Below are 23,192 nucleotides of genomic sequence, written 5' to 3' on the forward strand. Positions count from 1 at the left end.
GTTTTGGTCGGCGCAACTGAGCGCCATGACCGAAATCAGCCTCAGTGCAGACAGCATCACCAGCGATCTTTTTCAGCTTGATAAGCCGCATGCGGTAGTCAATTTACATAGCAAACAGCAGGTGCAAGTGCATGCCGAGCGCCTGCAAATCGGCGATGCCAAATTAGATAAGCCTAATATCATGCTGGATATGAGCGCCAGGCCAACAGCGCTGATTACGTCTGACCAATTACAGATGCCCCCTTATCAGGTGCGTCACCCTAAAATTTTTCTCGATTACGGCGCCAACACTCACTCGCCACAAACGCGTCAGCCTACGTTGTCTTTTGATGCCGAAGTGAAGGCACTGCAAGATGAGGTGTGGGGCACATTTCATTTGAACTGCCAGGTGCCAGCGCAGGCAGCGGTGCAAACCTGGCATTGTGAAGATGGTTTGTATCACGATGTGCGCTCGCATGTGCCATTTAATGTACTGGTGACCCCCACCTGGAAAGTGCAGGATAACACTGGCCCGGCTGCCAGAGGGGTCGATGTTGAATTAGCGGTGCGTGAGGCCAAATTTAGTGATGCGGCTGGCTTGCATGCAGGCGATAAACTCACGGGTAAAGTCAATTTGGCTGCGCACGAACAAGCCGGTGGCTGGCGTTGGCAGGGTGTGTTTCAGTGGCAGCAGGGCGAGTTGTTCTGGCAACCATTTTACTTTGCTGAAGGCAACAAGCGGTTTGAGATTCGTGGCTTTTACCATGAGCCCACGGTTGATATTGAACAGGCCACGCTGGAGTTGCAAGGCGTAGGCACCCTGCATAGCCAAAGCCGCATCAATCTCATCAGTAAACAATTTGAGTTTTTAAAGGTCGATGCCAAAGAGGTCGATTTTAAAGGTGTTTACCAGGCGTTTATCCAGCCACTGATTCCGCACTCGGCGTTTGGCCATTTAAATGTCTCCGGCAAGGCCGACTGGTCGTTTGAAGCCAAAGGCTTGCAGCCACTGAAGTTTCATCTCAACATTACTGACGCCAGCGTCGAAGACCAGCTGGGCAAGTTTGGCTTTACCCACTTTAATGCCGATATTCCGTGGGATTACGACCATCCCCAGCAAATTACCATGGGTTACCAGTCAGGGCACATTTTAAAAATTCCGCTGGGCGCAACCCGTTGGCAAGCTGAGGTCAACCGGTTTTCGATTACGGCGCCGCGTTTACAGTTGCCGATTTTGGATGGCGGGCTAGATTTTCAGGATATTTCTGCCGCCTGGATTAATCAAAGCATGGTCTGGCATGTCAAAATGGATTTACAGCCGATTAGCATGACCAGTTTTAGTCAGGCGCTGGATTGGCCTACCATGCGTGGCCAGATTGCGGGCACGATTCCGTTAGTGACTTATGCCAACCATGAGTTACGAATGATGGGTGATATGCAATTTAAATTGTTTAATGGCATGGTCGGGATGTCTGATCTGGATATTGATGACCCGTTGGGCGCAGTGCCCAAGTTACACGCCAATTTCACCATGCGCGAGATTGACCTGGGTGAAGTCACACGCACATTTAACTTTGGCTCTATCAGTGGCAAGCTGGAGGGCGATATCAAGCATTTGCGGTTGCAAAACTGGAAACCCATCTCTATGAATGCCTCGGTGCGTACTGCGGACGGCCCATTTGAAAAGAAAATTTCGCAGCGCGCGGTAGAAAATATTACTGCCTTGGGCGGCGAGGGCACTGCAGCCGCATTGCAACGTACCTTTTTGCGATTTTTTAAAGAATTTGGCTATGAAAAAATTGGCCTCAGTTGTGAATTGCGCGGCGATATTTGCAAAATGGGTGGCGTTGAGCAACTGCCGGACGGGTTTGTGATTGTAAAAGGCAAAGGCGCGCCTTCGGTCAACGTGAATGGCTATACACAATATGTCAGTTGGAAAGATGTGTTGGGGCGCATGCAACGCGTCACCGATAGCAATAGTAAAATCATCATTGATTAAACTTTAATCAATATAAAGTGCCAATAGGGTGTCAGAAAGGACTCGGATTGAACCTGACTTTGATCAAACAGCATGCATGCGTGCACTGGGTGCGTACAGGGGCGCTGGCGCTGGCAGCCACTAGTCTCAGCGCTTGCGTCACTATTAATATCTACTTTCCGGCCGCTGCCGCCGAAAAAGCTGCAGATAAAGTGATAGACGAAATCTGGCAGATGCCTGCCGGACAAAACCCGGCGGCGGATCAGCATACTGCACCTGCTACCACCCCGGCTGCGCCTTCAGTGAATCAGGAGCCATCACCATGACCCAGTGTCTGAAACGTTTGTATAACTTGTGTGGCTGGTTGCTATTATGTCTGCGCCATGGCTATGCTATTTTAAAGTCTGTGTTATTCGGTTTTTGTTTGAGTGCCGTGCTTATATTACCCGCCCATGCGGCAGCCGACCTCGATGTAAACACGCCTGCGGTTGCCGCGGTGAAAGCCAGTATGCAAAGCCGTCACAGGCAACTGTTGCCGCATTATCAATCGGGTGCGGTGGGATTGACGGCAGACGGCTTTGTTGCAGTAAAAGAGGCCGGTTTGGTGCCACTGTCCCAACGTAGTGCGTTAGCTGCGCTGGTCAAGGACGAAAATGCTGATCGCACCCAGTTATACCAAGGCATCGCTGCCGCAAATGGTCACTCTGAGTGGGAGGGCGAAATTCAGCGCACGTTTGCCCAGCGCTGGATTGATAAAGCGCAAACCGGCTGGTTTGTGCAGCGGGATGGGCGATGGCTGCCTAAATAGGCAGGCGAAACAACAGCTTGGCTGATTCAGGCTAGATTAAAACGGTGTGTATGCTGCCAGGGGCGTGATCATTGCCTGTCATGGCAATTTGATGAATAGCGTAGTAAAAGTATCGGCTTTCAGTTTCAGGCATGTTCATTGCATACAATCAAAGTGTATGTTTCGATGAAAGGGGTCCGCTGTGGCAACTAATCTTTTCGTTCTCCCTCGCTTGGGTGAAAATATTCATCAGCAGGATGTGGGGATTTATTACATTCTGAATCATCATACTGGTCGTGTGCGATCTCTGATACAGCTGGCACGTGAAAACGTGCATTGGTATCTGATGCAATTGCAGCCGATTGCCGATGGCCTGGATTATCGCTGGTCTGTGATGTCGCGCGAGAATGACTGCGCGCTCAAGGCGGCGACTGACAGGCAAATTGCACACTACTTTGCCAAAGCAGAATATGCAGAACCCTCAGGAGCCTGGCAGGTGATGCGTAATGCCGATTTCGGTTTTGCCAAGTTCACACCAATCGAAGCGCCACAAGACATTAGCTATGCCATTTTGACGTTTGACGGTGAAGAGATGAATGCGCCTATCCGTTTGCATAAAGCGCCCGCCGAGTGGCTGCAAGAAGATGCTGACACAGATATTATGCAGCTGGAGTTTGCCTGATTAGCTTGCTGAATGTAGCAACTACCACTGGTTAAAGTGGTAGTTGCTTTTCAGTCTTGCGTGTCACGTAGGTAACGGTCTAGGCCGTGGTACTCACCACATTGCCTGCCGGGCCGCGGTGTTGCATGCTGCCAGACAGCGCTTGTAAAAATCCACTCAGGCTGGCGTTGTCGCTGTTACCACCTAACGAGCTCACCAGCGATTGAAAGCTGCTTTGCAGGTCGCTGTCGCTGCTGTCCGAACTGGTGTCAGTGCTATCGCTCGTGCTGCCATTACTCAACGAAGAAATCAGGCTTTGCAATTTAGACTCCATGCCATTCCCACCATAAGGCGGTGGTGGTGGCATGCCCTGGGTCGCACTCGCTTCAGTTGCACTATCACTACTTTCTGTGCTGCTGGTGTCTGTTGTGCCCTGAGACTGCAAGGCACTAATCAGGTTTTGTAAAAAACTATTCAGTGCACTGGCTGCATCGGTCGTGCTATCGCTGCTTGTGCTAGTGTCTGTGCTGTCCGTGCTACTCGTTGTACTGCTAGTGCCAGACTGGCCAAATATAGATTCCAGGCCGCCTTCAATGCCCGCACTTTTTAATGCCGAGTCAATGGCTCCAAGCAAACCGCCGCCATCTTTGCCTTGACCCTCGCCATCGGGCGGTGGTGGCGGTGGTTGCATGCCGCTGCGTTGGCCGACCTGCGAAAATGATTGAATCGCACTGCTACTGCTGAGTGAACTGATAGATGTCATGATGTACTCCGTAAATTGTAAAGGTTCAGGGCTGATGCAAAAGGTGCGTTGACCATGCATCGTGTTGACTGAACAGTGTCAGATTAAAGCGGAGTTAGGTTTTTTGATTGCTTGAAAAAACACAAAAAGTCTTTATAAATCAGTTATTTAAATGTATCAATTGATACAAATGACCTTCAATTGTATCAATTGATACAAACGATCAGCTTTTTGTACAACATGCACCTGAAAGTAAGGTTTTCTGGTGTAAGCATGGGCGCTGTGCTATTTTAAAAAACAATTTTTTTACAGGTGTTGCCATGCTAAGTTTGGTGTTTGATATTGAAACCATCCCTGATGTGGACGGGATTCGTCAGTTACATGACCTGCCTGCCAGTTTGAGCGATGCTGACGTGGCCAATATCGCCTTTCACCAGCGCCGCCAGCACAATGGCACCGACTTTTTGCCCCATCATTTACAGCGCATATGCGCGATTTCTTGTGCTTTGCGCGAAGGTAGCCAGTTTCGCGTTTGGACATTGGGCGACGAGCAGTCGAGTGAAGCCGAAATTATCCAGCGCTTTTTTGATGGCATTGAAAAATATACGCCCAACCTCGTGAGCTGGAATGGCGCCGGCTTTGATTTACCGGTATTGCATTATCGCGCCATGGTGCACGGCATCGCCGCACCACGTTATTGGGACTTAGGCGAAGACGATAAAGACTTTAAATGGAATAACTACATCAGCCGTTATCACATGCGCCATTTAGACTTGATGGATGTGCTGGCCATGTATAGCGGACGCGCCAATGCGCCGCTGGATCAAATGGCGCAGCTATGTGGCTTTCCAGGCAAACTGGGTATGGATGGCAGCAAAGTGTGGCAGGCGTATTTGAATGGTGAAGTAAAGGCGATCCGTGATTATTGCGAAACCGATGTCGCCAACACGCATCTGGTGTATTTGCGTTTTCTTAAAATGCGTGGCCACTTGAATGAGGCTAACTATGCGGCTGAAATTCAGTTGGTACGCGAGACTCTATCTGGCTACAGCGGAGAACATTGGCAGCAGTTTTTGGCCGCCTGGGCTTGAGGTTTCTAAAAAACTTAATTTATTGCCGCAGATAAACGCGGATTAACGCCGATAACATCAAAAATAGTTTTAAAACGTTTTTATGATCTGCGTTAATCCGCGTTTATCTGCGGCAAAATATTTGTTAAGGCGTCTCAGTGGCTGGTGCTTCAGTGTCTGCAGCATCCTCAGCCACCGGTTCTACCGTATCTTCATCAATCTTGTTTTTCCAGTTTAATATCACACGTTGATGTTTTTTAGCATCGTGCGTGAAACGATAGCGTTGCTCGCTACCGAGGTAACTGGCCACCGCCTGATATTTGCCCGATGGCAAGTTGAGTAGCAGTCTGGGCGCGGCATGTTCCAGTGCAAACACGGTTTGGTTTTTGCTATCAAGAATGCTCAGGTTGACGTCGTCAATCACACGGCCAGCTTTACCTTCAGAAAACAAAAAGTATAAATTAAACTGTTTTTTAAACGACTCCATGGCGTCAACCTCTTCTGAGCCGATACCACCAGTGACATAATCCACGCCGTGAGCCTCTTGCTGAATAGCCACTTCGTCGGCCAGGCAAAAAGACGATGAAGAAAGTGCGACCACCAGTACTGTGGTTAAGCGCCATTGTTTGAGCATCATGGAATCCTTATTTTGATTGGTTTGCTGGATGATTGTATGCCCAAATCAGGTAAAATGACAGGCTATGAGAAACAACCGTCAAAGATCTTCCAACCTGTCGTCTGCCGCCAGGGCAGCGCAGACTCCCCGCATTGCCACCATTGAATCGCTCGACCAGGAAGGTCGCGGTGTGACCCATGTCGATGGCAAGGTTATTTTTATTGAAGGCGCCTTACCTTTTGAAGAGGTGAAGTTTGTCTCGCATCACGCCAAGGCGACCTATGAGCTGGCAACCACGCTAGAGGTGATCAAGCAGTCCAGCCAGCGTGTGACGCCGGGCTGTGCTTATTTTGGCACCTGTGGTGGTTGTGCCATGCAGCATCTGGAGTTTTCGGCACAAGTAGCGGCCAAGCAGCGCATGCTGGAGGCCGATTTGTGGCACATTGGCCGTGTCCGTGCTGATAAAATCCTGCCGCCGATTCAGGGCACGCCGTGGCATTATCGCCACAAAGCCCGCTTGCGGGTACGCTACGTCGAGAAAAAAGGCGGTGTGCTGGTTGGCTTTAACGAAAAAGGCACCAGCTATGTCACCGCAATGGATAGCTGTGAGGTCCTCACGCAGCCGGTGTCTGACCTGATTGTGCCGTTGAAAGCATTGATTGGCCAGTTGTCGATCAAGCAGGCACTGCCGCAAATTGAGCTGGCCGTAGGTGAAGACGCCACAGTGCTGGTGTTTCGTATTATGGAGGCACTGACCGACGCCGATGTGGCATTGTTTCAGGCTTTTGAAAACACGCATGGCGCCCAGGTGTGGACACAAACCAAGGGCCCGGATACGGTGAAGCCATTGTTCACCCATGGCGACAAGCTGCACTACAGTTTGCCCGAGTTTAACCTGCAATATCCGTTTAGCCCGATTGAGTTTACCCAGGTCAATCCGGCGATTAACCGTGTCATGATTCGTCGTGCCTTGCAGTTGCTACAGCCGCAAGCTGGTGAGCGCATTGCTGACTTCTTTTGTGGCCTGGGCAATTTTACATTGCCGATTGCGCGTAGTGGTGCCAGCGTGTATGGCGTTGAGGGCTCGCAAGCACTGGTGAAACGTGCGCTGGAAAATGCCGCGTTAAACGGTGTGAGCAATGTAGAGTTTGCAGAGTCTGACTTGTTTGATATGACTGCGGACGCCTTGCAAGCGCTAGGTGCGTTTGATAAGTGGCTGGTAGACCCGCCACGTGATGGCGCCATTGAGTTGATCAAAGCGCTACCAGATGCAGGCGATACAACGTCTAGCCATGCACCTTCGCGTATTGTCTATGTTTCGTGCAATCCATCCACCCTGGCACGTGATGCGGCTATTTTGACCCAGACAAAAGGCTATCGTTTAGCTGCCGCGGGTGTGATGAACATGTTTCCGCACACGGCGCATGTGGAGTCTATTGCCCTGTTTGAGAAGATTTAACGTGACGGCCAGCATGTTGCGCCGGCTATTGCCCGGTTTGTTGTTGGTTTGCGCTTTGAGTGGATGCGAGCCGTCCAATGAACCGCGTTCGCTGGTGTTTGCCGTTGCGCAGGCACCGGTAAACCTCGATCCGCGCTATGCCACTGATGCTGCTTCTGAGCGCATGAATCGCTTGATTTATCAGCGCCTGGTCGAGTTTGATAGTCGTTCGCGTGAAGTGCCGGGTTTGGCCACATGGCAAATGCTGGATGCGACACACTACCGCTTTCAGTTGTCTCAATCTGCGACATTCCACGATGGCCAGCCATTAACCGCGGCTGATGTGAAAGCCACCTACGATAGCCTGCTGCAACTGAAAGACTCGCCGCATACGGCCGAGTTCAAGCATATCAAGCAGATGACGACGCTGGATGCCAACACCATTGATTTTGAGCTCAGCCGCCCTGATCCGCACTTTGCCGCGCGATTAATGGTGGGCATTTTGCCTGCACGCCTGATTGCAATCGACCATGATTTTGGCCATGCCCCGGTGGGTAGCGGCCCGTTTAAGCTGGATCACTGGCAGTCGGCATTGCAACTGCAGCGCTTGAGTGATGGCCTTAAGATTCGCTTTGAAGAAGTGAAAGATCCCAATGTGCGGGTACTCAAACTCAAACGCGGCGAAGCTGACCTGATTCAGGGCGACTTGCCGCCTGAGCTGGTCAAGTACCTGCAAAAACAACCTAATATTCGGGTGAAAACGGGCGTTGGCGCCAACTATTCTTATCTTGGCCTCAATGTGCAGGCAGATTTTCTGCGCGATGTGCGGGTGAGGCGCGCCATTGCCCACGCGGTTGATGTGCAAGCGATTATTGATAAGGTCATGGTGAGCCATAGCCGCCAGGCCAGTGCCATTTTGCCACCAGAGCATTATGCCGGTAACGCTGGCTTGCAGCCTTATGCTTATCAACCGGCGCTGGCCAGGCAGTTGTTGCAGTCGGCAGGCATTAAACTACCGCTCACGCTCATTTATAAAACCAGTACCGATCCGCAACGCGTGCGGCTGGCGACGATTTTACAAGCGCAAATGCAAGAGGCGGGCATAGACCTGCAAATCAAGAGCCTGGATTGGGGCACTTTTTTTGCCGATGTGCAAAAAGGTAACTTTCAGCTCTATGGCTTGACCTGGGTCGGCATTAAAACCCCTGAAATTTACAGCAAGGTCTTCGCGTCTAACAGCTTGCCGCCGCAAGGCTTTAACCGTGGCCGCTATCAAGATGGTGTGCTGGACCAGTTGTTGCAAAAAGAAGATTGGCCTGCCGTCACGCAACGCATTCATAGCCAACTGCCGGTGATCCCGCTCTGGTATGAGGGCCAGTTCGTTGCTTATCGAGAGACGATTGCCGATTATCAGCCCATGCCAGACGGCAACCTGGATGGATTAGTGCAAGTGGTGTTTAACCCAGCCAACAACTAGCTGTTGAGACGCCTTCACGGGTTAATGCCAAACCAGTGACCGATCAGTGCGGTGGCCGCCATCGCCAATGCGCCCCATAACACGACACGGCTCACACTTTTTGCGATGCTGGCACCGCCGGTGCGGGCAGCAACAATGCCTAGCAATGCTAAAAAGGGCAGCGTGCTCGCTGTGAGCCAGGCTTGTGCCTGTGCATGCGGTGACAGCCAGGCCGTGATCAGTGGCAGTACCGCGCCACTGGCAAAGGCTAATGCTGACGCCAGTGCCGCTTGTAGTGGTTGCGTTTGTTGGCTGTCATGCAAACCGAGTTCGTCGCGCGCATGTGCGGCGAGAGAATCATGTTGCGATAAGGCCCGCGCAACCTGTGTGGCTAATTCGGGGGATAAGCCGCGCTGGATATAAATACCGGTCAACTCACGTAACTCACTCTCGGGATTTTGCTTTAACTCTTCGGCTTCACGCGCCAGGTCAGCCTGTTCTATGTCGGTTTGCGCACTCACTGACACATATTCACCCGCCGCCATAGACAGTGCGCCAGCCACTAACCCTGCGACGCCGGTCATCAGTAAAGCCTGGTGGCTTGCACCGGCGGCAGCCACGCCCATGAGCAGGCTGGCGGTAGAAATAATGCCATCGTTGGCGCCCAGTACGGCCGCGCGCAACCAGCCGCTACGTTGTAAAAAATGTAATTCGTGATGGGGCATGGTGGCGCTCAAATGCAAGTCATGAATGAAGGTAATCGGGATTTTAATGGAATTTATACTGACTGATCGCGTGTTGCATCAAATCTCCGTCTATCACGGGCAAATCGCTTAGAATAATGGTTATGCATATTGAGATTTTTATCCCTGCGCAAACGCTGACATTGTTTGATGACAATGGCGGGTTAGTGACCCGTTATGCCGTGTCTACGGCAGCCAATGGCGTTGGTAATATTAAAAACAGTGGCTGTACGCCGCTGGGCGCGCACATTGTGCGCGCCAAAATCGGCGCCGGGGCGGCTGAAAACACGGTATTCGTCGGGCGTCGGCCAACCGGGGAGGTGTTTACCCCTGCCTTGAAGCAAGCTTTTCCTGACCGTGACTGGATATTAACCCGCATTTTGTGGCTAAGCGGCAGCGAGCCAGGCAAAAATCGTCTGGGAAATGTGGATACCATGCAGCGCTATATTTATATCCACGGTACGCCGGACGCAACCGAGCTGGGCGTACCTGGTTCGCATGGCTGTGTGCGCATGCGTAATGTGGACCTAATCGAGTTGTTCGACCAGGTGCCCGTGGGCACCAGCGTTAATATTTGCGCGGCGGATGATTAAGCGTTTTGCCACATTGTTGCCGGTGGTGTTTGGGGTGCTGTGCCTGACCTTTGCCTTGTTGCATCTGGTGCCAGGCGATCCGGTCGATGTCATGCTGGGTGAATCAGCCAGTGTGACGGATCGCATCGCACTCAAGGCGCAACTGGGGCTGGACCAGCCCTTGCCAGTGCAGTTTGGTCAATACCTGTTGCATGTGCTGCAAGGCGATTTTGGCGCCTCTATTCACACGCAAACGCCTATCTCGCAGTTATTGTGGCAAACCTACCCGGCCACTTTGTTACTGGCTGTGGTTGCGCTTGCCATTGGGGTGTCACTTGGCATCCCGCTGGGTATCTGGTCTGCGCTCAAAGCCGGGCATTGGCAAGACGTGATGATTACCATGTTTAGCATCCGCCTGGCGGCCATGCCTGCCTTTTGGCTAGGGCCGGTGCTGATGCTGGTGTTCGCGGTCTGGCTGGGCTGGTTGCCTGTGAGTGGCATGTCCAGTCCGGCTGCTATCCTCTTGCCTGCATTGACACTAGGCTTGGGTTTAAGCGCCATTTTGACCCGCATGACGCGCACCAGCCTGCTAGAGGTGTTGAGTGAGGATTATATTCGTACCGCCCGTGCCAAAGGTCTCAGCGAGCGGCAAGTGTTACTCAAGCATGCCTTGCGGGCGGCTTTGTTACCTTTGGTTACCATTGTTGGCTTGCAAATGGGTAGCCTTTTGGCAGGCGCTGTGATCACCGAAACCATTTTTAGCTGGAACGGGATTGGCCGTTTGTTGGTAGACAGTATAGAAAAACGTGATTACCCGGTGACACAAGCTTGTGTGCTGGTGGTGGCTGTGAGTTATGTGCTGATTAATCAGGTGACTGACCTGGTTTATCACTGGCTGGATCCGCGCACACGAGGCGCGGCATGAAAGCGTTTTGTTTGCTGACCTTGGGTTTTTGGTTGTGTGTGGTGGTGGTGGGCCATGTTGTGGGTTTAAATCCCAACCAGATTGACCTCAACGCCATTTTGCAATGGCCCAGCCTGCAACACTGGCTGGGCACCGATGATTTGGGGCGCGATATTCTGGCGCGCGTGATTCGTGGCGTAGAGGTGTCTGTAATGGTCACGCTAATTGTGACCGTGGTGACCATGATTATTGGCTTAAGCATTGGCTTGGTGGCCGGTTATAAAGGCGGCAAGCTGGATGCCGCACTGATGCAGTTGACCAATATTTTTCTCGCTTTTCCTGGCATGTTGCTGGCAATTGCGTTTGCCGCGGTTCTGGGTGCGGGTATCAGCAACCTGATTCTTGCACTTTGTTTAACCGGCTGGGTCACTTATGCCCGTTTGTCGCGTGGCCAGTCACTGGCACTACGCCAGCGTTTACACGTGTTGGCCGCTGAGTCACTCGGTGCCAGTAGTTTGCGCGTCATGCTATTGCATATTTTTCCGCTGCTTGTTTCAATTTTGCTGGTTGAAGCCGCTTACAGCATGGCCAGTGTGATGATCGCCGAAGCGTCATTGTCGTTTCTTGGTTTGGGCATACAGGCGCCAAATGCCTCATGGGGCGCCATGTTGCGGGATGCTGTGCGCTTTATGCTGGTGGCGCCACATTATGTGCTTTCCGTTGGCGCATGCATGATGAGCCTGATTCTGGCCATTAACCTCGGTGGCGATGTGCTGCGTGATCGGCTGGATGTGCGTAGTGAAGCGAGATGATGAGGAAAGTGGACGCATGAAAAAACAGTATCGCTATTACGACCTGATCATGGCGGCATTTGCCGTGGTGCTGGTTTGCTCTAACATTATCGGCCCCGGCAAGATTACCGAGATTCATGCGCCGCTATTAGGCGCATTAACCTTCGGCGCGGGCATTATGTTTTTCCCAATCAGTTTTATTTTTGGCGATATTTTAACCGAGGTGTATGGGTATGCAGCCTCGCGCCGCGTGATCTGGACCGGTTTTATCTGCCTGGCTTTTGCCAGCTTTATGGCTTGGGTGATTGTGGTATTGCCACCGGCGCCAGAGTGGCATGATCAGGCAGCGTATCAGTCTGTGTTTGGCGCCACCGCGCGCATTGCCATTGCCTCACTGGTGTCGTTTGTGGCGGGTGAGTTTGTTAATGCATTCGTGATGGCCAAAATGAAAGTTCTGACGCAAGGCCGCTGGTTATGGAGCCGTACCATAGGCTCGACGATTTTTGGCGAAGCGGTGGATACGATGTTGTTTTTTCCGCTGGCCTTTTATGGCTCGGGCGAGTTCCCAGATGCCATGATGCCGCAAATCATACTGGCGCAATTTACCGCCAAAGTACTGGTCGAAGTGGCGTTTACCCCGGTCACTTACAAAATTGTCGCCTTTCTCAAGCGCGCTGAGAACGAAGACTACTATGACAGCCACACTGACTTTAACCCGTTTAAACTCTAATTGTGACATCAATACTTTATCAACACATTTTCAACTATCGGACATCCATTGACCCATATTAACTGGTACGAAAAAAACAAAACACAAACCGCTGACTGGCAGTCTGAGGTCGGCAACGTGCCGCCTAAAGCCGTGGTCATCGCTGATGATACAACCAAGGCCGATGAAGCCTATCGCTTGGCTTGTGAAGGGACGGCGTTGCTTTATCGCGGTGATTTTCAAAACGCCAAGCAACTATTGCAAGCCATCACCCGTCGGGTAGACCGCAAACCGATCAAACCGGCCGCGACCATGCTGGAAGCGTTTCACCAGCACCGCGCCCGTCAGATTGGCCGTGCCAATATCACTAACAAAATTCTGATTGAGCTGAAATATGGTCAATGTGAGTTGCCACGTGCGCCTGAGGTGAAAGCGGCCGTGCAAGGCGCGCTGATTATGGATGAGAAAACGGATAAATTACCCGCCAGGTTGGTGCTCTCATTGCGCGAATTGTTAGGCATGGTGGGCGCGCACGAATGGCGCAAAAAGGGCGTGCCCATTCATGCGCTTAATGCCAATATCCACGCCCATTACGGTGTTTATTCACCTGTACGTGGTGAATATCTTGAGCTGGTGGATCAAGTGCCCCTGAATAATCCGCAAGTGGCCTGGGATATTGGCACCGGCACTGGCGTGATTGCGGCGATCCTGGTGGCGCGTGGCATCAAGCAAGTGGTTGCCACGGATAATCAGCCGCGTGCATTGGCTTGTGCCACTGAAAACGTACAGCGTTTAAATATGCAGCCTAATATTCAAGTCTTGCAAGCCGATTTGTTCCCTGAAGGCCAGGCTGATCTGATTGTGTGTAACCCGCCCTGGCTACCGGCCAAAGCCAACGCGGCTATTGAGCATGCGATTTATGACCCTGATAGCCAGATGCTTAAAGGGTTTTTAAATGGCCTGAAAGCGCATTTAAACGCCAGTGGTGAAGCCTGGCTGGTGATGTCAGACTTGGCTGAACATATCGGTTTGCGCCAACCCGGCGAACTGGCAAGCTGGATTGCCGAGGCCGGGTTAGATATTGTGGAACGTTTGGACACGCAGCCTAAACATGGCAAAGCGCGAGATGATCAAGATCCATTATTCGCGGCACGCGTTAAAGAAACAACTAGTCTTTATCGTTTAAAATCACGTTAATTAAGCATTAAAGGAAGCACGAATGTCTTTAGGTCCCGTCATGCTGGATGTCGTTGGCAAGGAACTCACCGCCGATGATATCCGCCGTTTGCAACATCCGCTGGTCGGTGGGGTAATTTTGTTTGCGCGCAATTTTGAGAGTTGTGCGCAATTGAAAGCGCTCACGACAAGCATACATGCGGTGCGGCAGCCACCGTTGTTGATTGCGGTAGATCACGAAGGCGGGCGTGTGCAGCGTTTTAGGGAAGGCTTTACCAAGATTCCGCCCATGCGTGAGTTTGGCCATATTTGGGATGAAAATCCGCGTAAAGCAAAAGAGTTGGCGGTGGAGGCGGGCTATGTGCTGGGCGCTGAGTTGCGTGCGCATGGCGTGGATTTTAGTTTTACGCCGGTACTCGATATGGATTATGGCGATAGCCTGGTGATTGGCGACCGCGCGTTTCATAAAGACCCGCAGGCGATTAACGAGCTGGCGTTTAGTTTGATGTTAGGCCTGAAAAAAGCGGGCATGGCGGCGGTGGGTAAACATTTTCCTGGCCATGGCTTTGTGGTGGCAGATTCGCATGTGAGTATTCCGGTGGATGAACGCGAGTTTGATCAGATTGCACAGAATGATATGCAGCCGTTTGTGCGTATGATAGACGAGGGCTTGCATGCAGTAATGCCAGCACATGTGATTTACCCGAAAGTGGATGAGAAACCGGCAGGCTTTTCACCACGCTGGTTGCAGAAGGTGTTGCGCGAGCGCTTGGGCTTTAATGGCGTGATTTTTAGTGATGACCTCAGTATGGAGGGCGCAACAGTAGCAGGTGATGTCACTGCGCGCACTTTGGCAGCATTGCATGCGGGCTGCGATATGGTGTTGCTGTGTAATCGCCCCGATTTGGCCGATGAGCTATTGGCCAACCTTGATTGGAAAATCTCGGCACAAAGTATCGCCCGTCTGGCGCGCATGCATGGTGGGCACCACCCGCATGACATGGTCGGCCTGCGTGAATCCGCCTATTATGTCGATGCGGTAAAGCGCGTAGCGATGGTTGGTCAAAAAGAGTCTGATTTGTTTGCCTGACCGTAGCGCGATACGGTAAGCTCACTGATTATTCAATTGATATACATATTCGTCGGTATTCACTATGAAATGGATTGTTTTAAGTGTGTTTTTAGCGTCGGTGAGTTATGTGCACTTTAGAGGCAAGGTGCGGCATCGCTTTTACCGCCAGGTGTTTGACCACTCAGGCATTGTGTCGCCGTTTAATGTGTTTTTATACCTGTTTTCAAAAGCGCCAACCACGCCTTATTTATCGGTGAATGAGTTTCCTGAGTTAAAAGCGATTATTGATCAATGGCAGGAGATTCGCGCAGAAGCGTTGCATGTGCGCGAGCAGGAGCGTATTGCTGCCGCACAAACCAATAATGACGCCGGGTTTAACTCTTTTTTTAAAACCGGCTGGAAGCGTTTTTATCTAAAGTGGTATGACGCACATCACCCATCGGCCAGTATTTATTGCCCAAAAACCGTGGCGCTGTTGCAAAGTATTCCCAGTGTGAAAGCCGCCATGTTTGCTGAGCTGCCACCGGGGGCGCATTTGCGTCCGCACCGCGATCCCTATGCGGGTTCGTTGCGCTTTCACTTAGGGTTGGCAACACCTAACAATGACCAGTGTTTTATCCGCGTGGATGGCGAAGACTATAGCTGGCGCGATGGGCAGGCAGTGATGTTTGATGAAACCTATATTCACGAGGCCTATAACCAAACCGATGAAACGCGTGTGATTCTGTTTTGCGATATTGAGCGCCCCATGCGTTATGGTTGGGCGCAAGCAATCAACCGCTTTTTGGCGAATACTATCGTTACCGCGGCGAGTTCGCCGAACGAGGCGGGTGATCAAACCGGTGTCATTAACCGCCTGTTTCACTATGCGTGGGTGGTTGGGCAATATCGCCGCCGGTTTAAGCGCTGGAACAAAACAGTGTATCAAATCACGCGTATCGTCTTGATTGCATTGGCTTGTTACGCGATTTGGAAGTTATAGGTGCATGGTATATTCACGCAAATGTCATGTTAAACCTTGAAACTTTGTGCGTTTGCCATTATCTTAACCCTAACAAGTCACACAAGTTTTATTACAGAGAGGAAGAAACACTATGTCAGATATGCAAGTTTTAGGTCGTGAGGGCAATGTCTCCGCGACGCAAAATCGCGTGCTGCGTAACACTTATGCTTTGCTCGGCTTGAGCATGGTGCCAACGGTGATTGGCGCCTATGTCGGCCTACAAATGAATTTTGGCTTTATGGCCGCGCATCCCTTCATATTCGCTATCGGTTTTATGGCAGTGATGTTTGGGATGTTTAAACTGATTGCCGTCAATCAAAACAGCGGTGTCGGCGTTTGGTTGTTATTAGCCATGACATTTGTGTTTGGCGTCATGTTAGGCCCTATTTTGCAATTTGCACTGCATTTGCGTAATGGTGCCGAAATCGTTGGCCTGGCTGCCGCAGGCACAGGCATTACATTTTTAAGCCTTGCTGCAATCGGTTCTTCCCCTGCGCGTGACTTTAGCGGCATGGGCAAGTTTTTGATGATCGGCCTGATCCTGGCGATTGTGGCTGGCCTGGCTAACATGTACTTCCAGATTCCAGCATTGTCATTGGCTATTTCTGGCGTGTCCGTGCTGATTTTCTCAGGCTACATTTTGTATGATGTTAACCAGATTGTCCGTGGTGGCCAAACCAACTATGTGATGGCAACCCTGAACCTGTATCTGGACGTCTACAACCTGTTTGTTAACTTGCTCAATATCCTGCTGTCTTTGCTGGGTAATCGCGATTAAGTATTACATTGACAGTTAAAAACCCGCCGGTGACGGCGGGTTTTTTATTAGCCCGATTGGGGTATTGCATTAAATGCATATCAGGCATAGAGTGGTCGTTCTAATTTTTACAACGGTTGAGAAGGGGGATGTATGTCAGTAGTAACAAAAACTTTATGTGCGGTTGCTGTGTGCGGTGCATTATCAGCACCTGCTCAGTCCGCGGTGATCTTTTCAGATAATTTTGATAGTTATCCTGCAACAACGAATGCCACAGATTTTGGCGGCAACTGGACCGTGAGCAACGGCACGGTCGATGTCATCGGTAATGGTTTTTTTGATTTTTATCCAGGCAATGGTCTTTATATCGATCTTGATGGCAGCACCAGTGTGTCCGGCGATTTCAGCTCTAAAGCCTTGAATGTCGCTGCGGGTAGTTACACGCTAGAGTTTGTGCTCTCAGGCAGTACACGAGGTGAATCAAATACAGTAGACGTTAGTTTCGGTAGCTACAGCGAAACATTTACCTTGGCCTCAAATGACCCGGTCGTGACTTATACACGCACTGTCAACTTTGCGTCCAACTCACTGGCGTCGGTTGTGTTTAAAAATGGCGGCGGTGACAACATGGGAGCATTACTGTTTAATGTTTCAGTTACCACCGTGCCTGAGGCAGAAACGGCTGCCATGATGCTGGCTGGTTTAGGACTCATGGGCTCTATTGTGCGTCGTAGAAAATCTCGCTAAACCAACTGGTTGATATGCAACAAAAGCCCGCTTAATGCGGGCTTTTTTATTTTCGCGATATTTATGACGTAATCAATATTTCTCATCGCATGGTTTATTGCAGCCAAAGCGGCTGCAATAAACCTAAAAAAGTGGTTGTAAAGATGAATTAATTTTTAAGTGACTGATTATAAAAGTCTAATTGTCGTGGTCAAGATGGTTTGATTTTTGCAACTTTCCGCCTTGGAGGGAAGTATGCTAAATAAAAAAATAAAGTCAGTGTTGTTTCTTGCAACCTATTCTTGTGTGTCAATGGCGGCAGATGGAGACGATAATACTGTTAATAAAAATACAACAGAGTCGAACAAAACAATTCAGTTAGATGAAGTTGAGGTGAAAGCAAAGCGCTTTAGGATGATTACGCCTTTACCTGGTGTGCCGATTGACAAGGCTACAGCGACTACAAACATTCAAAGTGCTACAGCCAAAGAAATTGAGGAAACTAGAGCGCTGAATGTGACGGAGTTTATGAATAATAATCTTCAGTCTGTGACAACGAATGATTATGCTGGCAATCCTTTTCAGCAGGATTTAAATTTCCGCGGATTTACAGCTTCGCCAGCAATAGGGACGCCGCAAGGCATTTCTGTCTATCTGGATGGCGTGCGTATTAATGAAGCATTCGGCGAGGTCGTTAACTGGGATCTTATTCCAATGAATGCCATTTCGAGTCTTAATTTAATCCCTGGGTCTAATCCATTATTCGGTTTGAATACCATTGGGGGCGCATTAGCCATTCGCACAAAGGATGGTTTTTCAGACAATTATTTTCGCTCTCAATATTTAACAGGGGCTTGGGGACGAGATCAATTTCAGCTGTCAAATGGGGTGAATAATGGACAGTTTGCCTTCTTTACTGCTTACAACCACTTTAAAGAGGATGGCTGGAGAGATAACTCACCGAGTAATGTGCGCCAGTTGTTTAATAAAGCAACTTTGCGGTTTGATAAAGCCGAGTTCAACTTAACCGCCTTGAATGTTGATACTGCATTGGTTGGTAATGGCATGCTGCCATTTGAAATGGCAGCGCAAGATAGAGATCAGGTATTTACATCACCTGATGCAGTTAAAAACTCGCTGGAGCATTACAACTTTAGTGGCAGCTGGTATGTGAGCGACACATTGACTCTATCTGGCATGGCTTATAAAAGAAAAATGAGTCAGTCAGCTGTTAGTGCCGATGTCTATGATGCTTACAGGCAGTTGGTTTCGGCGTGGGGGGATGATGTTGATGGCGATGGTGTTGTTGATGCTGGAAAGATCAATGGCCTTTTTAACTATTCAAATCTCAATCAGTCTAGTGATGGCTTTACACTTCAGGCAGCCTTTGATCTTGAAAAGCATCAAATTGTTGCCGGCGTCTCTCTCGATACCAACAAAGTAGCCTTCTTGCAGTCTCAGCAGCTTGGTGAGATTAATGATGCTGATCACTCAGCATCGGTGGTGACTGATCCGATTTTTGATACTTACGGATACTTTCCTGCGTACATGACGATTGTCAGAAATAATCTCAAAGGTAGCAGCAAGACAGAAAGTGCATTTATTTTCGATACATGGTCACCCACTGATAATGTGCATATCAGTATGGGCGCTCGTATGAATTGGGCGAATGTTAAAAATACCCTGGTATCAGACTCTGGAAAAGAGTTTTATAACTTTACGACAAATGATCTGAGGCCTGCCCGGCAAAAGTGCCTGGTTCCGGGCGACGTGAGCCCCAATAGAGGTCGTTTTATCTGTAGTGAAGGTGATTATGATTACCGAAGTTTTAATCCCTCGTTAGGGGTGACTTGGGAGGTTAAAGATAATCTCTCCACTTATGCAAACGTGAGTCGTGGCGCACGTACGCCAACGGTGATTGAGCTTGGCTGTGCAAATGATCCAACAAAAAGTAATGCACCTGGTAGTACTAACTATCAATTTGGTTGCTCAATTCCTACTTCGTTGTCATCTGATCCTTACTTAAAGCAAATTCGCTCAACGGCTTATGAGGTTGGTTTGCGCGGAGAAGGAAGTGGATGGGACTGGAATGCCGGTTATTTTAGAACGGAAATTACCGACGATATTTTATTCGTGCCTCTGGGTCGCAAGAACCGTGGCGTGTTTAACAACTTTGGTCGAACAATGCGAGAAGGTTTGGAGTTGGGCTTGAAAGGTAATTTTGACCAAGATAAGTTTAGTCTTAATTACACATTGATGGCTGCAACATTCGAATCTTCGGCGCGAATCATCAATGATGCTAATAGTACCAACGGTCAAGCTTCAGCAGGAAATGCTGCTCAGGCATTTGTTGATGTGCGTTCCGGCGATGAAATACCGGGTATGCCTAATCATATTATTCAGGCGAACTGGAATCATCGTTTTACAAATAAGTTTGATGCAACCTTGTCGATGGTGATGCACTCTTCAGCTTATGTACGCGGAAACGAAAATAATAGGCACCAGCCGCGTGATGCCTTACCTGGGGAGCGTTATGATTACATTGGTGATGGCTCAACTTCGGGGTATGCAGTATTTAACTTGAGGGCAAATTATAAATTCAGGCCTGGTGTAAATGCCTATTTAAAGTTCGATAATATATTTGATCGTGAATACTCTACTGCGGGTGCGCTTGGACGAAATCCCTTTAGTGCGAGCGGGAGTTTTCAGACCAATTCGAGCTCGTGGAATAATACAACCTTTATTGGCCCTGGTGCTCCGAGAGCTGTATGGATTGGAGTGTCTCTTGATTGGGATTGGAAAAACAAAGCGCTAAAAGATTAGATGTTAAATAGATGACTAAAAGCCGATATCGAATGATATCGGCTTTTTTATTTGGTGGTTATGAGCAGCCAGGGTGGTTGATTTAAGCCATGTCTATTTTAAGTTGCGATGGGTGGCTTGTCTTTGCTGACTTTGTTGTCCGCCTGTTAATGTTTTTTTACATGCGCTGAATTTAAATTTTTTATATAAAAAACAGTTGGTTACGATATTTTTTTGTTTTGATCTGGGCTTAAATGTGATTGCGTTTTCCAGTCCAATCAGTTGGCATATCTTTTGCAAATAGAAAGTGAACTGTTATAAGCCGTTTTTGGTAAACAAAAAATATCCAGAGTCTGGGGGCAGTTAGGCACGAGCGATGCCGTCATGAATGTTGCTCGTGACAACAATTCGAAAGCTTAATTTTTAGGAGAATATGGATGAAGTTGAAAATAGCAATGCTTGCCACCTTGATGGCTCTAGGCGTTAATGCTGCAAATGCGGGTCAGTTTGTGTCACTGACCAGTGGTAATGGTACTAATTTGACGTTGGCTAATGGTGGTTTAATCAATGGCGCCAACAGTCTAAATGCAGACAAGTTTTATATCGAAAATCTGGCTTCCACGACTTATCTCACTGGATACGAGTATGGCTCTGATAACGGGACTATCGCTAGCACTTTGAATTACAGGGCCTACACCGGCGCGAATTCAACTTTCGGCACATTGACACTGGTTGATTACAAAATCACTGAAAATGTTGCGCTGTTACCTGGCATTCCTCAGGCGACTATTTTTGACTACGTTTATCGCGATAGTTTGGATGGCAAGCTGGTATTCGGTACTCGCTATATGAACCTGGTAGACAATGATCAGGAAGTGAATTACCTGTATCGCCAAGGTGCTGGTGGTAACGTTTCAACATCATGGACTTTCTTGAGCGATTATGATTTGCGCATGTATCAAGCTGGTCAAACAAACGATATTACTTATAACTCATCCGTAAGCTATGTTGATGGCATCGTTCGTCAAAAAGCTGATATCAGTGTTTCCGAAGGTAACCCATGGTCTGGTTTGTATCTGGTGAAGACAGATGCAGTTAATTATGGTCTTGGCGCAAATGCAATTGGATACTATCAGGCAGGTGAAGAGGGCCAGGCAGTTGTTGGTGGCTTCCTTACTGGCTTTATTGCTACCCCAGTTCCAGAAGCAGAATCCTATGCTTTGATGATGGCTGGACTTGGCGTAGTTGGTGTTGCCACTCGCCGTCGTAAATCAAAATAATTGGCTTAGTTAAAACTACATGCCATGAAAAAAAGAGCGGGGAGCAAAAGCTACCCCGCCAATTAATCAATTTCAATTCGTGAGGAAATAATACTATGAAAGCAACTATGTTGAAACAATCTTTTGCTATTGCCGCGTTCACGCTGGCAGCAACTTCTAGCGCTTATGCCGGTGGCTTTGTTGATCTTTTGGATACCGGTGCACGTACACCTGGTAGCACCAATAATACAGGCACCGACGCATTCTATTTGGGTGCTAATCTGCCATCAACCTGGACATTGCAAGCTACGCAAACCTCCACTGTTTACTCACCAGTAAATAGTGCAGCAGTAGGTTCTTTCATTGATTCTGTGTGGCTCGATAGTGCAACTAACTCCTACATTATTGGTAGCTATTTCCAGTTAGATAACAACACCAACGGTATTACAGAGATCAACTCTATCGTACGTACTGGTTTTGCTGATTATGCAGGTACCCTGTCTGCGTCTTGGGTATACGCTTCAGACGTTTATGGTTCTGCGCCTGCTGATGGCTATCGTTTGCGCGATCCTGCTCGTTCAGACTATATTGCATCATATAATGCCGGCACAGCAGCTACAGGGGCATATTTTGATGCTGATAAAGTGGCGATCCGTACCGACGTAAGCATCGGTGAAGATAACCCGAACAGTGGTTTGTACCTGATTAGCTTTAGCGCAAATAACTACTCTTACGAGTGGGTAAGTAACGCAGTGCATATTGTTCAAGGCGCCTCTGCAAATGAAGGTGGTCGTATTCGCCAAGATATGTGGTTGAGTGGTTTTGCTGTGACTCAAGTGCCAGAAGCTGAAACTTATGCCATGTTCATGGCTGGTTTGGGTTTGATGGGGGCAGTTGTTCGCCGTCGTAAATCTGCTTAATTAAGTTTAAGAAATGCTGCAAACAACAAACCCGCCAATGGCGGGGTTGTTGTTTGATGAAGATGGTTTTACTCTGTTGGCAAATGTTGCTAGGTGTCAGTTGGTTGTTTGGATTTAGCCAGTCTGCGCTGCCTGAAAAAATCACTTAACAGTGCACCACATTCTTCTGCCAATATGCCGTTGCTAACCTCGCAATGGTGGTTCAGTTTTTGTTCTGCCATTAAATTCACCACGCTGCCGCAGCAGCCGGTTTTGGGGTCGCTAGCACCATAGACCAGGCGGGCGATGCGCGCATGCTGGATGGCACCGCTGCACATGGCGCAAGGCTCCAGCGTGACGTAGAGCGTGCAGTCAACCAGGCGATAGTTGCCGAGGGCTTGTGCGGCTTCACGCATGGCTTGAATTTCAGCATGTGCTGTCGGGTCGCTGAGGCTGATGGGTGCGTTGCGGCCTTTGCCGATAACACTGCCGTCTTTGACCACTAATGCGCCAACCGGGACTTCTCCCAACGCGGCTGCTTCGGCGGCCAGCGCAATGGCCATGCGCATAAAGTCCTGATCTTGCATCATTTATTGGCTGCTTGTTTTGTCGGCCAGCCGAATCAGAATATAAACCAACCCCATAATAAATGCCCCTGCCAGCCAGATGCCGATTTCTTCATAAGTCGGGGTGGCGTCTTGCACCGGCAGCACAATCAGTTTGCGCAAAAACATCACCAGTACCACTTCAATAAAGGTTTCCACCAGCAGTTTATGGCCGCGCAAATAGCGGATTTCGGCTGAAATCAGCGCGGAAATTGACCACAATAGCATTAAGGTGCCAAGCGCACGTAAAAAGCCATGCACCAGGTTATGGGCGTAGGCAGCTTCTTTCACGTCCAGAAAAAACAGCCAGGTGAACATGATGACTGAGGTCGCCAGCGCCAGGCCAATAATGAGATGTGCCAGACCGTTTAGCCACAGCATGGCTTTGATAGCGATGCGGTTAAGCGGTTCAAACTCTTCGGGTAGTTGTTCTTGTGACATGCTCAG

At 49.4% G+C, this 23,192-nt stretch carries 24 protein-coding genes; 19 read left to right on the plus strand and 5 right to left on the minus strand.

Annotation, left to right across the window (positions count from 1 at the left end):
* The first annotated feature begins 25 nt into the window (after positions 1–25).
* The 4 genes from METH5_RS0110720 (at position 26) to METH5_RS0110735 (ending at position 3,426) form a co-directional block, all read left to right on the plus strand.
* On the plus strand, positions 26–1,978 hold the full coding sequence (locus METH5_RS0110720) for a hypothetical protein (RefSeq protein ID WP_232411022.1): 1,953 nt from the start codon (positions 26–28) through the stop codon (positions 1,976–1,978).
* Between the two features lie 47 nt (positions 1,979–2,025).
* Positions 2,026–2,283 carry a hypothetical protein gene (locus tag METH5_RS14975; protein ID WP_036307824.1) on the plus strand — a complete coding sequence of 86 codons (258 nt, stop codon included), beginning with the start codon at positions 2,026–2,028 and terminating at the stop codon, positions 2,281–2,283.
* Positions 2,280–2,765: a YdbL family protein gene (locus tag METH5_RS0110730; RefSeq protein WP_198290692.1), complete on the plus strand. Its 486-nt coding sequence runs from the start codon at positions 2,280–2,282 to the stop codon at positions 2,763–2,765. The genes METH5_RS14975 and METH5_RS0110730 overlap by 4 nt, the downstream gene beginning before the upstream one ends.
* 181 nt (positions 2,766–2,946) lie before the next feature.
* Positions 2,947–3,426, plus strand: a complete 480-nt coding sequence (locus tag METH5_RS0110735; protein WP_029148512.1) for a hypothetical protein — start codon at positions 2,947–2,949, stop codon at positions 3,424–3,426.
* Positions 3,427–3,505: 79 nt separating this feature from the next.
* On the opposite strand, the gene METH5_RS0110740 is transcribed toward METH5_RS0110735, so the two are convergent.
* Complete coding sequence (locus METH5_RS0110740; protein ID WP_029148513.1) at positions 3,506–4,168, minus strand: hypothetical protein; 663 nt, start codon at positions 4,166–4,168, stop codon at positions 3,506–3,508.
* A gap of 299 nt (positions 4,169–4,467) precedes the next feature.
* On the opposite strand from METH5_RS0110740, the gene METH5_RS0110745 reads away from it, so the two are divergent.
* A complete protein-coding gene (locus METH5_RS0110745; RefSeq protein WP_029148514.1) occupies positions 4,468–5,238 on the plus strand; it encodes a 3'-5' exonuclease in 771 nt (256 codons plus the stop codon).
* Positions 5,239–5,362: 124 nt separating this feature from the next.
* On the opposite strand, the gene METH5_RS0110750 is transcribed toward METH5_RS0110745, so the two are convergent.
* Complete coding sequence (locus METH5_RS0110750) at positions 5,363–5,854, minus strand: hypothetical protein (protein WP_232411023.1); 492 nt, start codon at positions 5,852–5,854, stop codon at positions 5,363–5,365.
* A 64-nt stretch (positions 5,855–5,918) separates the two neighbouring features.
* Here METH5_RS0110750 and rlmD point away from each other — a divergent pair, with 64 nt between their 5' ends.
* Positions 5,919–7,292, plus strand: coding sequence for a 23S rRNA (uracil(1939)-C(5))-methyltransferase RlmD (gene rlmD / locus METH5_RS0110755; protein ID WP_029148516.1), 1,374 nt, complete (start codon positions 5,919–5,921; stop codon positions 7,290–7,292).
* A gap of 13 nt (positions 7,293–7,305) precedes the next feature.
* Entirely contained in the window at positions 7,306–8,748 is a 1,443-nt protein-coding gene (locus tag METH5_RS0110760) for an ABC transporter substrate-binding protein (RefSeq protein ID WP_029148517.1), read from the plus strand.
* A 14-nt stretch (positions 8,749–8,762) separates the two neighbouring features.
* Here the strand turns inward: METH5_RS0110760 and METH5_RS0110765 are convergent, their stop codons facing one another.
* Positions 8,763–9,452, minus strand: coding sequence for a VIT family protein (locus tag METH5_RS0110765; protein ID WP_029148518.1), 690 nt, complete (start codon positions 9,450–9,452; stop codon positions 8,763–8,765).
* Between the two features lie 122 nt (positions 9,453–9,574).
* On the opposite strand from METH5_RS0110765, the gene METH5_RS0110770 reads away from it, so the two are divergent.
* From METH5_RS0110770 to METH5_RS0110825, 12 genes are all read left to right on the plus strand, one after another.
* A complete protein-coding gene (locus tag METH5_RS0110770) occupies positions 9,575–10,063 on the plus strand; it encodes a L,D-transpeptidase (RefSeq protein WP_029148519.1) in 489 nt (162 codons plus the stop codon).
* Positions 10,056–10,967 (plus strand): nickel ABC transporter permease, encoded by a 912-nt coding sequence (nikB, locus tag METH5_RS0110775; protein WP_029148520.1) that lies wholly within the window; start codon positions 10,056–10,058, stop codon positions 10,965–10,967. Before METH5_RS0110770 ends, nikB begins: the two co-directional genes overlap by 8 nt.
* Positions 10,964–11,758 carry an ABC transporter permease gene (locus tag METH5_RS0110780; RefSeq protein WP_029148521.1) on the plus strand — a complete coding sequence of 265 codons (795 nt, stop codon included), beginning with the start codon at positions 10,964–10,966 and terminating at the stop codon, positions 11,756–11,758. Before nikB ends, METH5_RS0110780 begins: the two co-directional genes overlap by 4 nt.
* Positions 11,759–11,774: 16 nt before the next feature.
* Positions 11,775–12,467 (plus strand): queuosine precursor transporter, encoded by a 693-nt coding sequence (locus METH5_RS0110785; protein WP_029148522.1) that lies wholly within the window; start codon positions 11,775–11,777, stop codon positions 12,465–12,467.
* 48 nt (positions 12,468–12,515) lie between these two features.
* Positions 12,516–13,643: a class I SAM-dependent methyltransferase gene (locus METH5_RS0110790; protein WP_036307829.1), complete on the plus strand. Its 1,128-nt coding sequence runs from the start codon at positions 12,516–12,518 to the stop codon at positions 13,641–13,643.
* A 22-nt stretch (positions 13,644–13,665) separates the two neighbouring features.
* The gene (gene nagZ / locus METH5_RS0110795) at positions 13,666–14,712 is read left to right on the plus strand and encodes a beta-N-acetylhexosaminidase (RefSeq protein WP_029148524.1); all 1,047 of its coding nucleotides are present in this window, start codon (positions 13,666–13,668) and stop codon (positions 14,710–14,712) included.
* A 64-nt stretch (positions 14,713–14,776) separates the two neighbouring features.
* Positions 14,777–15,676: an aspartyl/asparaginyl beta-hydroxylase domain-containing protein gene (locus METH5_RS0110800; RefSeq protein WP_029148525.1), complete on the plus strand. Its 900-nt coding sequence runs from the start codon at positions 14,777–14,779 to the stop codon at positions 15,674–15,676.
* Positions 15,677–15,788: 112 nt separating this feature from the next.
* Positions 15,789–16,475 carry a Bax inhibitor-1 family protein gene (locus tag METH5_RS0110805; RefSeq protein WP_029148526.1) on the plus strand — a complete coding sequence of 229 codons (687 nt, stop codon included), beginning with the start codon at positions 15,789–15,791 and terminating at the stop codon, positions 16,473–16,475.
* A 132-nt stretch (positions 16,476–16,607) separates the two neighbouring features.
* On the plus strand, positions 16,608–17,201 hold the full coding sequence (locus METH5_RS0110810; RefSeq protein ID WP_029148527.1) for a PEP-CTERM sorting domain-containing protein: 594 nt from the start codon (positions 16,608–16,610) through the stop codon (positions 17,199–17,201).
* 234 nt (positions 17,202–17,435) lie between these two features.
* Positions 17,436–20,003: a TonB-dependent receptor gene (locus tag METH5_RS0110815; RefSeq protein ID WP_029148528.1), complete on the plus strand. Its 2,568-nt coding sequence runs from the start codon at positions 17,436–17,438 to the stop codon at positions 20,001–20,003.
* A 416-nt stretch (positions 20,004–20,419) separates the two neighbouring features.
* Positions 20,420–21,262 carry a PEP-CTERM sorting domain-containing protein gene (locus METH5_RS0110820; protein WP_029148529.1) on the plus strand — a complete coding sequence of 281 codons (843 nt, stop codon included), beginning with the start codon at positions 20,420–20,422 and terminating at the stop codon, positions 21,260–21,262.
* A gap of 95 nt (positions 21,263–21,357) precedes the next feature.
* Entirely contained in the window at positions 21,358–22,161 is an 804-nt protein-coding gene (locus METH5_RS0110825; RefSeq protein WP_232411024.1) for a PEP-CTERM sorting domain-containing protein, read from the plus strand.
* Between the two features lie 89 nt (positions 22,162–22,250).
* Here the strand turns inward: METH5_RS0110825 and tadA are convergent, their stop codons facing one another.
* Both tadA and METH5_RS0110835 read right to left on the minus strand, forming a co-directional pair.
* Positions 22,251–22,727: a tRNA adenosine(34) deaminase TadA gene (gene tadA / locus METH5_RS0110830; RefSeq protein WP_029148531.1), complete on the minus strand. Its 477-nt coding sequence runs from the start codon at positions 22,725–22,727 to the stop codon at positions 22,251–22,253.
* A 3-nt stretch (positions 22,728–22,730) separates the two neighbouring features.
* On the minus strand, positions 22,731–23,186 hold the full coding sequence (locus METH5_RS0110835; protein WP_029148532.1) for a phosphate-starvation-inducible PsiE family protein: 456 nt from the start codon (positions 23,184–23,186) through the stop codon (positions 22,731–22,733).
* Positions 23,187–23,192: the final 6 nt, after the last annotated feature.

The organism is Methylophilus sp. 5 (assembly GCF_000515275.1).
Lineage (GTDB): Bacteria > Pseudomonadota > Gammaproteobacteria > Burkholderiales > Methylophilaceae > Methylophilus.

Excerpts from the sequence above, each read along its gene's own strand:
- rlmD (WP_029148516.1), top strand. The coding sequence starts at position 5,919 with ATGAGAAACAACCGTCAAAGATCTTCCAACCTGTCGTCTGCCGCCAGG.
- tadA (WP_029148531.1), bottom strand. The coding sequence starts at position 22,727 with ATGCAAGATCAGGACTTTATGCGCATGGCCATTGCGCTGGCCGCCGAA.
- METH5_RS0110720 (WP_232411022.1), top strand. The coding sequence starts at position 26 with ATGACCGAAATCAGCCTCAGTGCAGACAGCATCACCAGCGATCTTTTT.
- METH5_RS0110760 (WP_029148517.1), top strand. The coding sequence starts at position 7,306 with ATGTTGCGCCGGCTATTGCCCGGTTTGTTGTTGGTTTGCGCTTTGAGT.
- METH5_RS0110770 (WP_029148519.1), top strand. The coding sequence starts at position 9,575 with ATGCATATTGAGATTTTTATCCCTGCGCAAACGCTGACATTGTTTGAT.
- METH5_RS0110815 (WP_029148528.1), top strand. The coding sequence starts at position 17,436 with ATGCTAAATAAAAAAATAAAGTCAGTGTTGTTTCTTGCAACCTATTCT.
- METH5_RS0110820 (WP_029148529.1), top strand. The coding sequence starts at position 20,420 with ATGAAGTTGAAAATAGCAATGCTTGCCACCTTGATGGCTCTAGGCGTT.
- METH5_RS0110835 (WP_029148532.1), bottom strand. The coding sequence starts at position 23,186 with ATGTCACAAGAACAACTACCCGAAGAGTTTGAACCGCTTAACCGCATC.
- METH5_RS0110765 (WP_029148518.1), bottom strand. The coding sequence starts at position 9,452 with ATGCCCCATCACGAATTACATTTTTTACAACGTAGCGGCTGGTTGCGC.
- METH5_RS0110740 (WP_029148513.1), bottom strand. The coding sequence starts at position 4,168 with ATGACATCTATCAGTTCACTCAGCAGTAGCAGTGCGATTCAATCATTT.
- METH5_RS0110730 (WP_198290692.1), top strand. The coding sequence starts at position 2,280 with ATGACCCAGTGTCTGAAACGTTTGTATAACTTGTGTGGCTGGTTGCTA.
- METH5_RS0110825 (WP_232411024.1), top strand. The coding sequence starts at position 21,358 with ATGAAAGCAACTATGTTGAAACAATCTTTTGCTATTGCCGCGTTCACG.
- METH5_RS0110745 (WP_029148514.1), top strand. The coding sequence starts at position 4,468 with ATGCTAAGTTTGGTGTTTGATATTGAAACCATCCCTGATGTGGACGGG.
- nikB (WP_029148520.1), top strand. The coding sequence starts at position 10,056 with ATGATTAAGCGTTTTGCCACATTGTTGCCGGTGGTGTTTGGGGTGCTG.
- METH5_RS0110810 (WP_029148527.1), top strand. The coding sequence starts at position 16,608 with ATGTCAGTAGTAACAAAAACTTTATGTGCGGTTGCTGTGTGCGGTGCA.
- METH5_RS0110800 (WP_029148525.1), top strand. The coding sequence starts at position 14,777 with ATGAAATGGATTGTTTTAAGTGTGTTTTTAGCGTCGGTGAGTTATGTG.
- METH5_RS0110805 (WP_029148526.1), top strand. The coding sequence starts at position 15,789 with ATGTCAGATATGCAAGTTTTAGGTCGTGAGGGCAATGTCTCCGCGACG.
- nagZ (WP_029148524.1), top strand. The coding sequence starts at position 13,666 with ATGTCTTTAGGTCCCGTCATGCTGGATGTCGTTGGCAAGGAACTCACC.
- METH5_RS0110785 (WP_029148522.1), top strand. The coding sequence starts at position 11,775 with ATGAAAAAACAGTATCGCTATTACGACCTGATCATGGCGGCATTTGCC.
- METH5_RS0110780 (WP_029148521.1), top strand. The coding sequence starts at position 10,964 with ATGAAAGCGTTTTGTTTGCTGACCTTGGGTTTTTGGTTGTGTGTGGTG.
- METH5_RS0110750 (WP_232411023.1), bottom strand. The coding sequence starts at position 5,854 with ATGATGCTCAAACAATGGCGCTTAACCACAGTACTGGTGGTCGCACTT.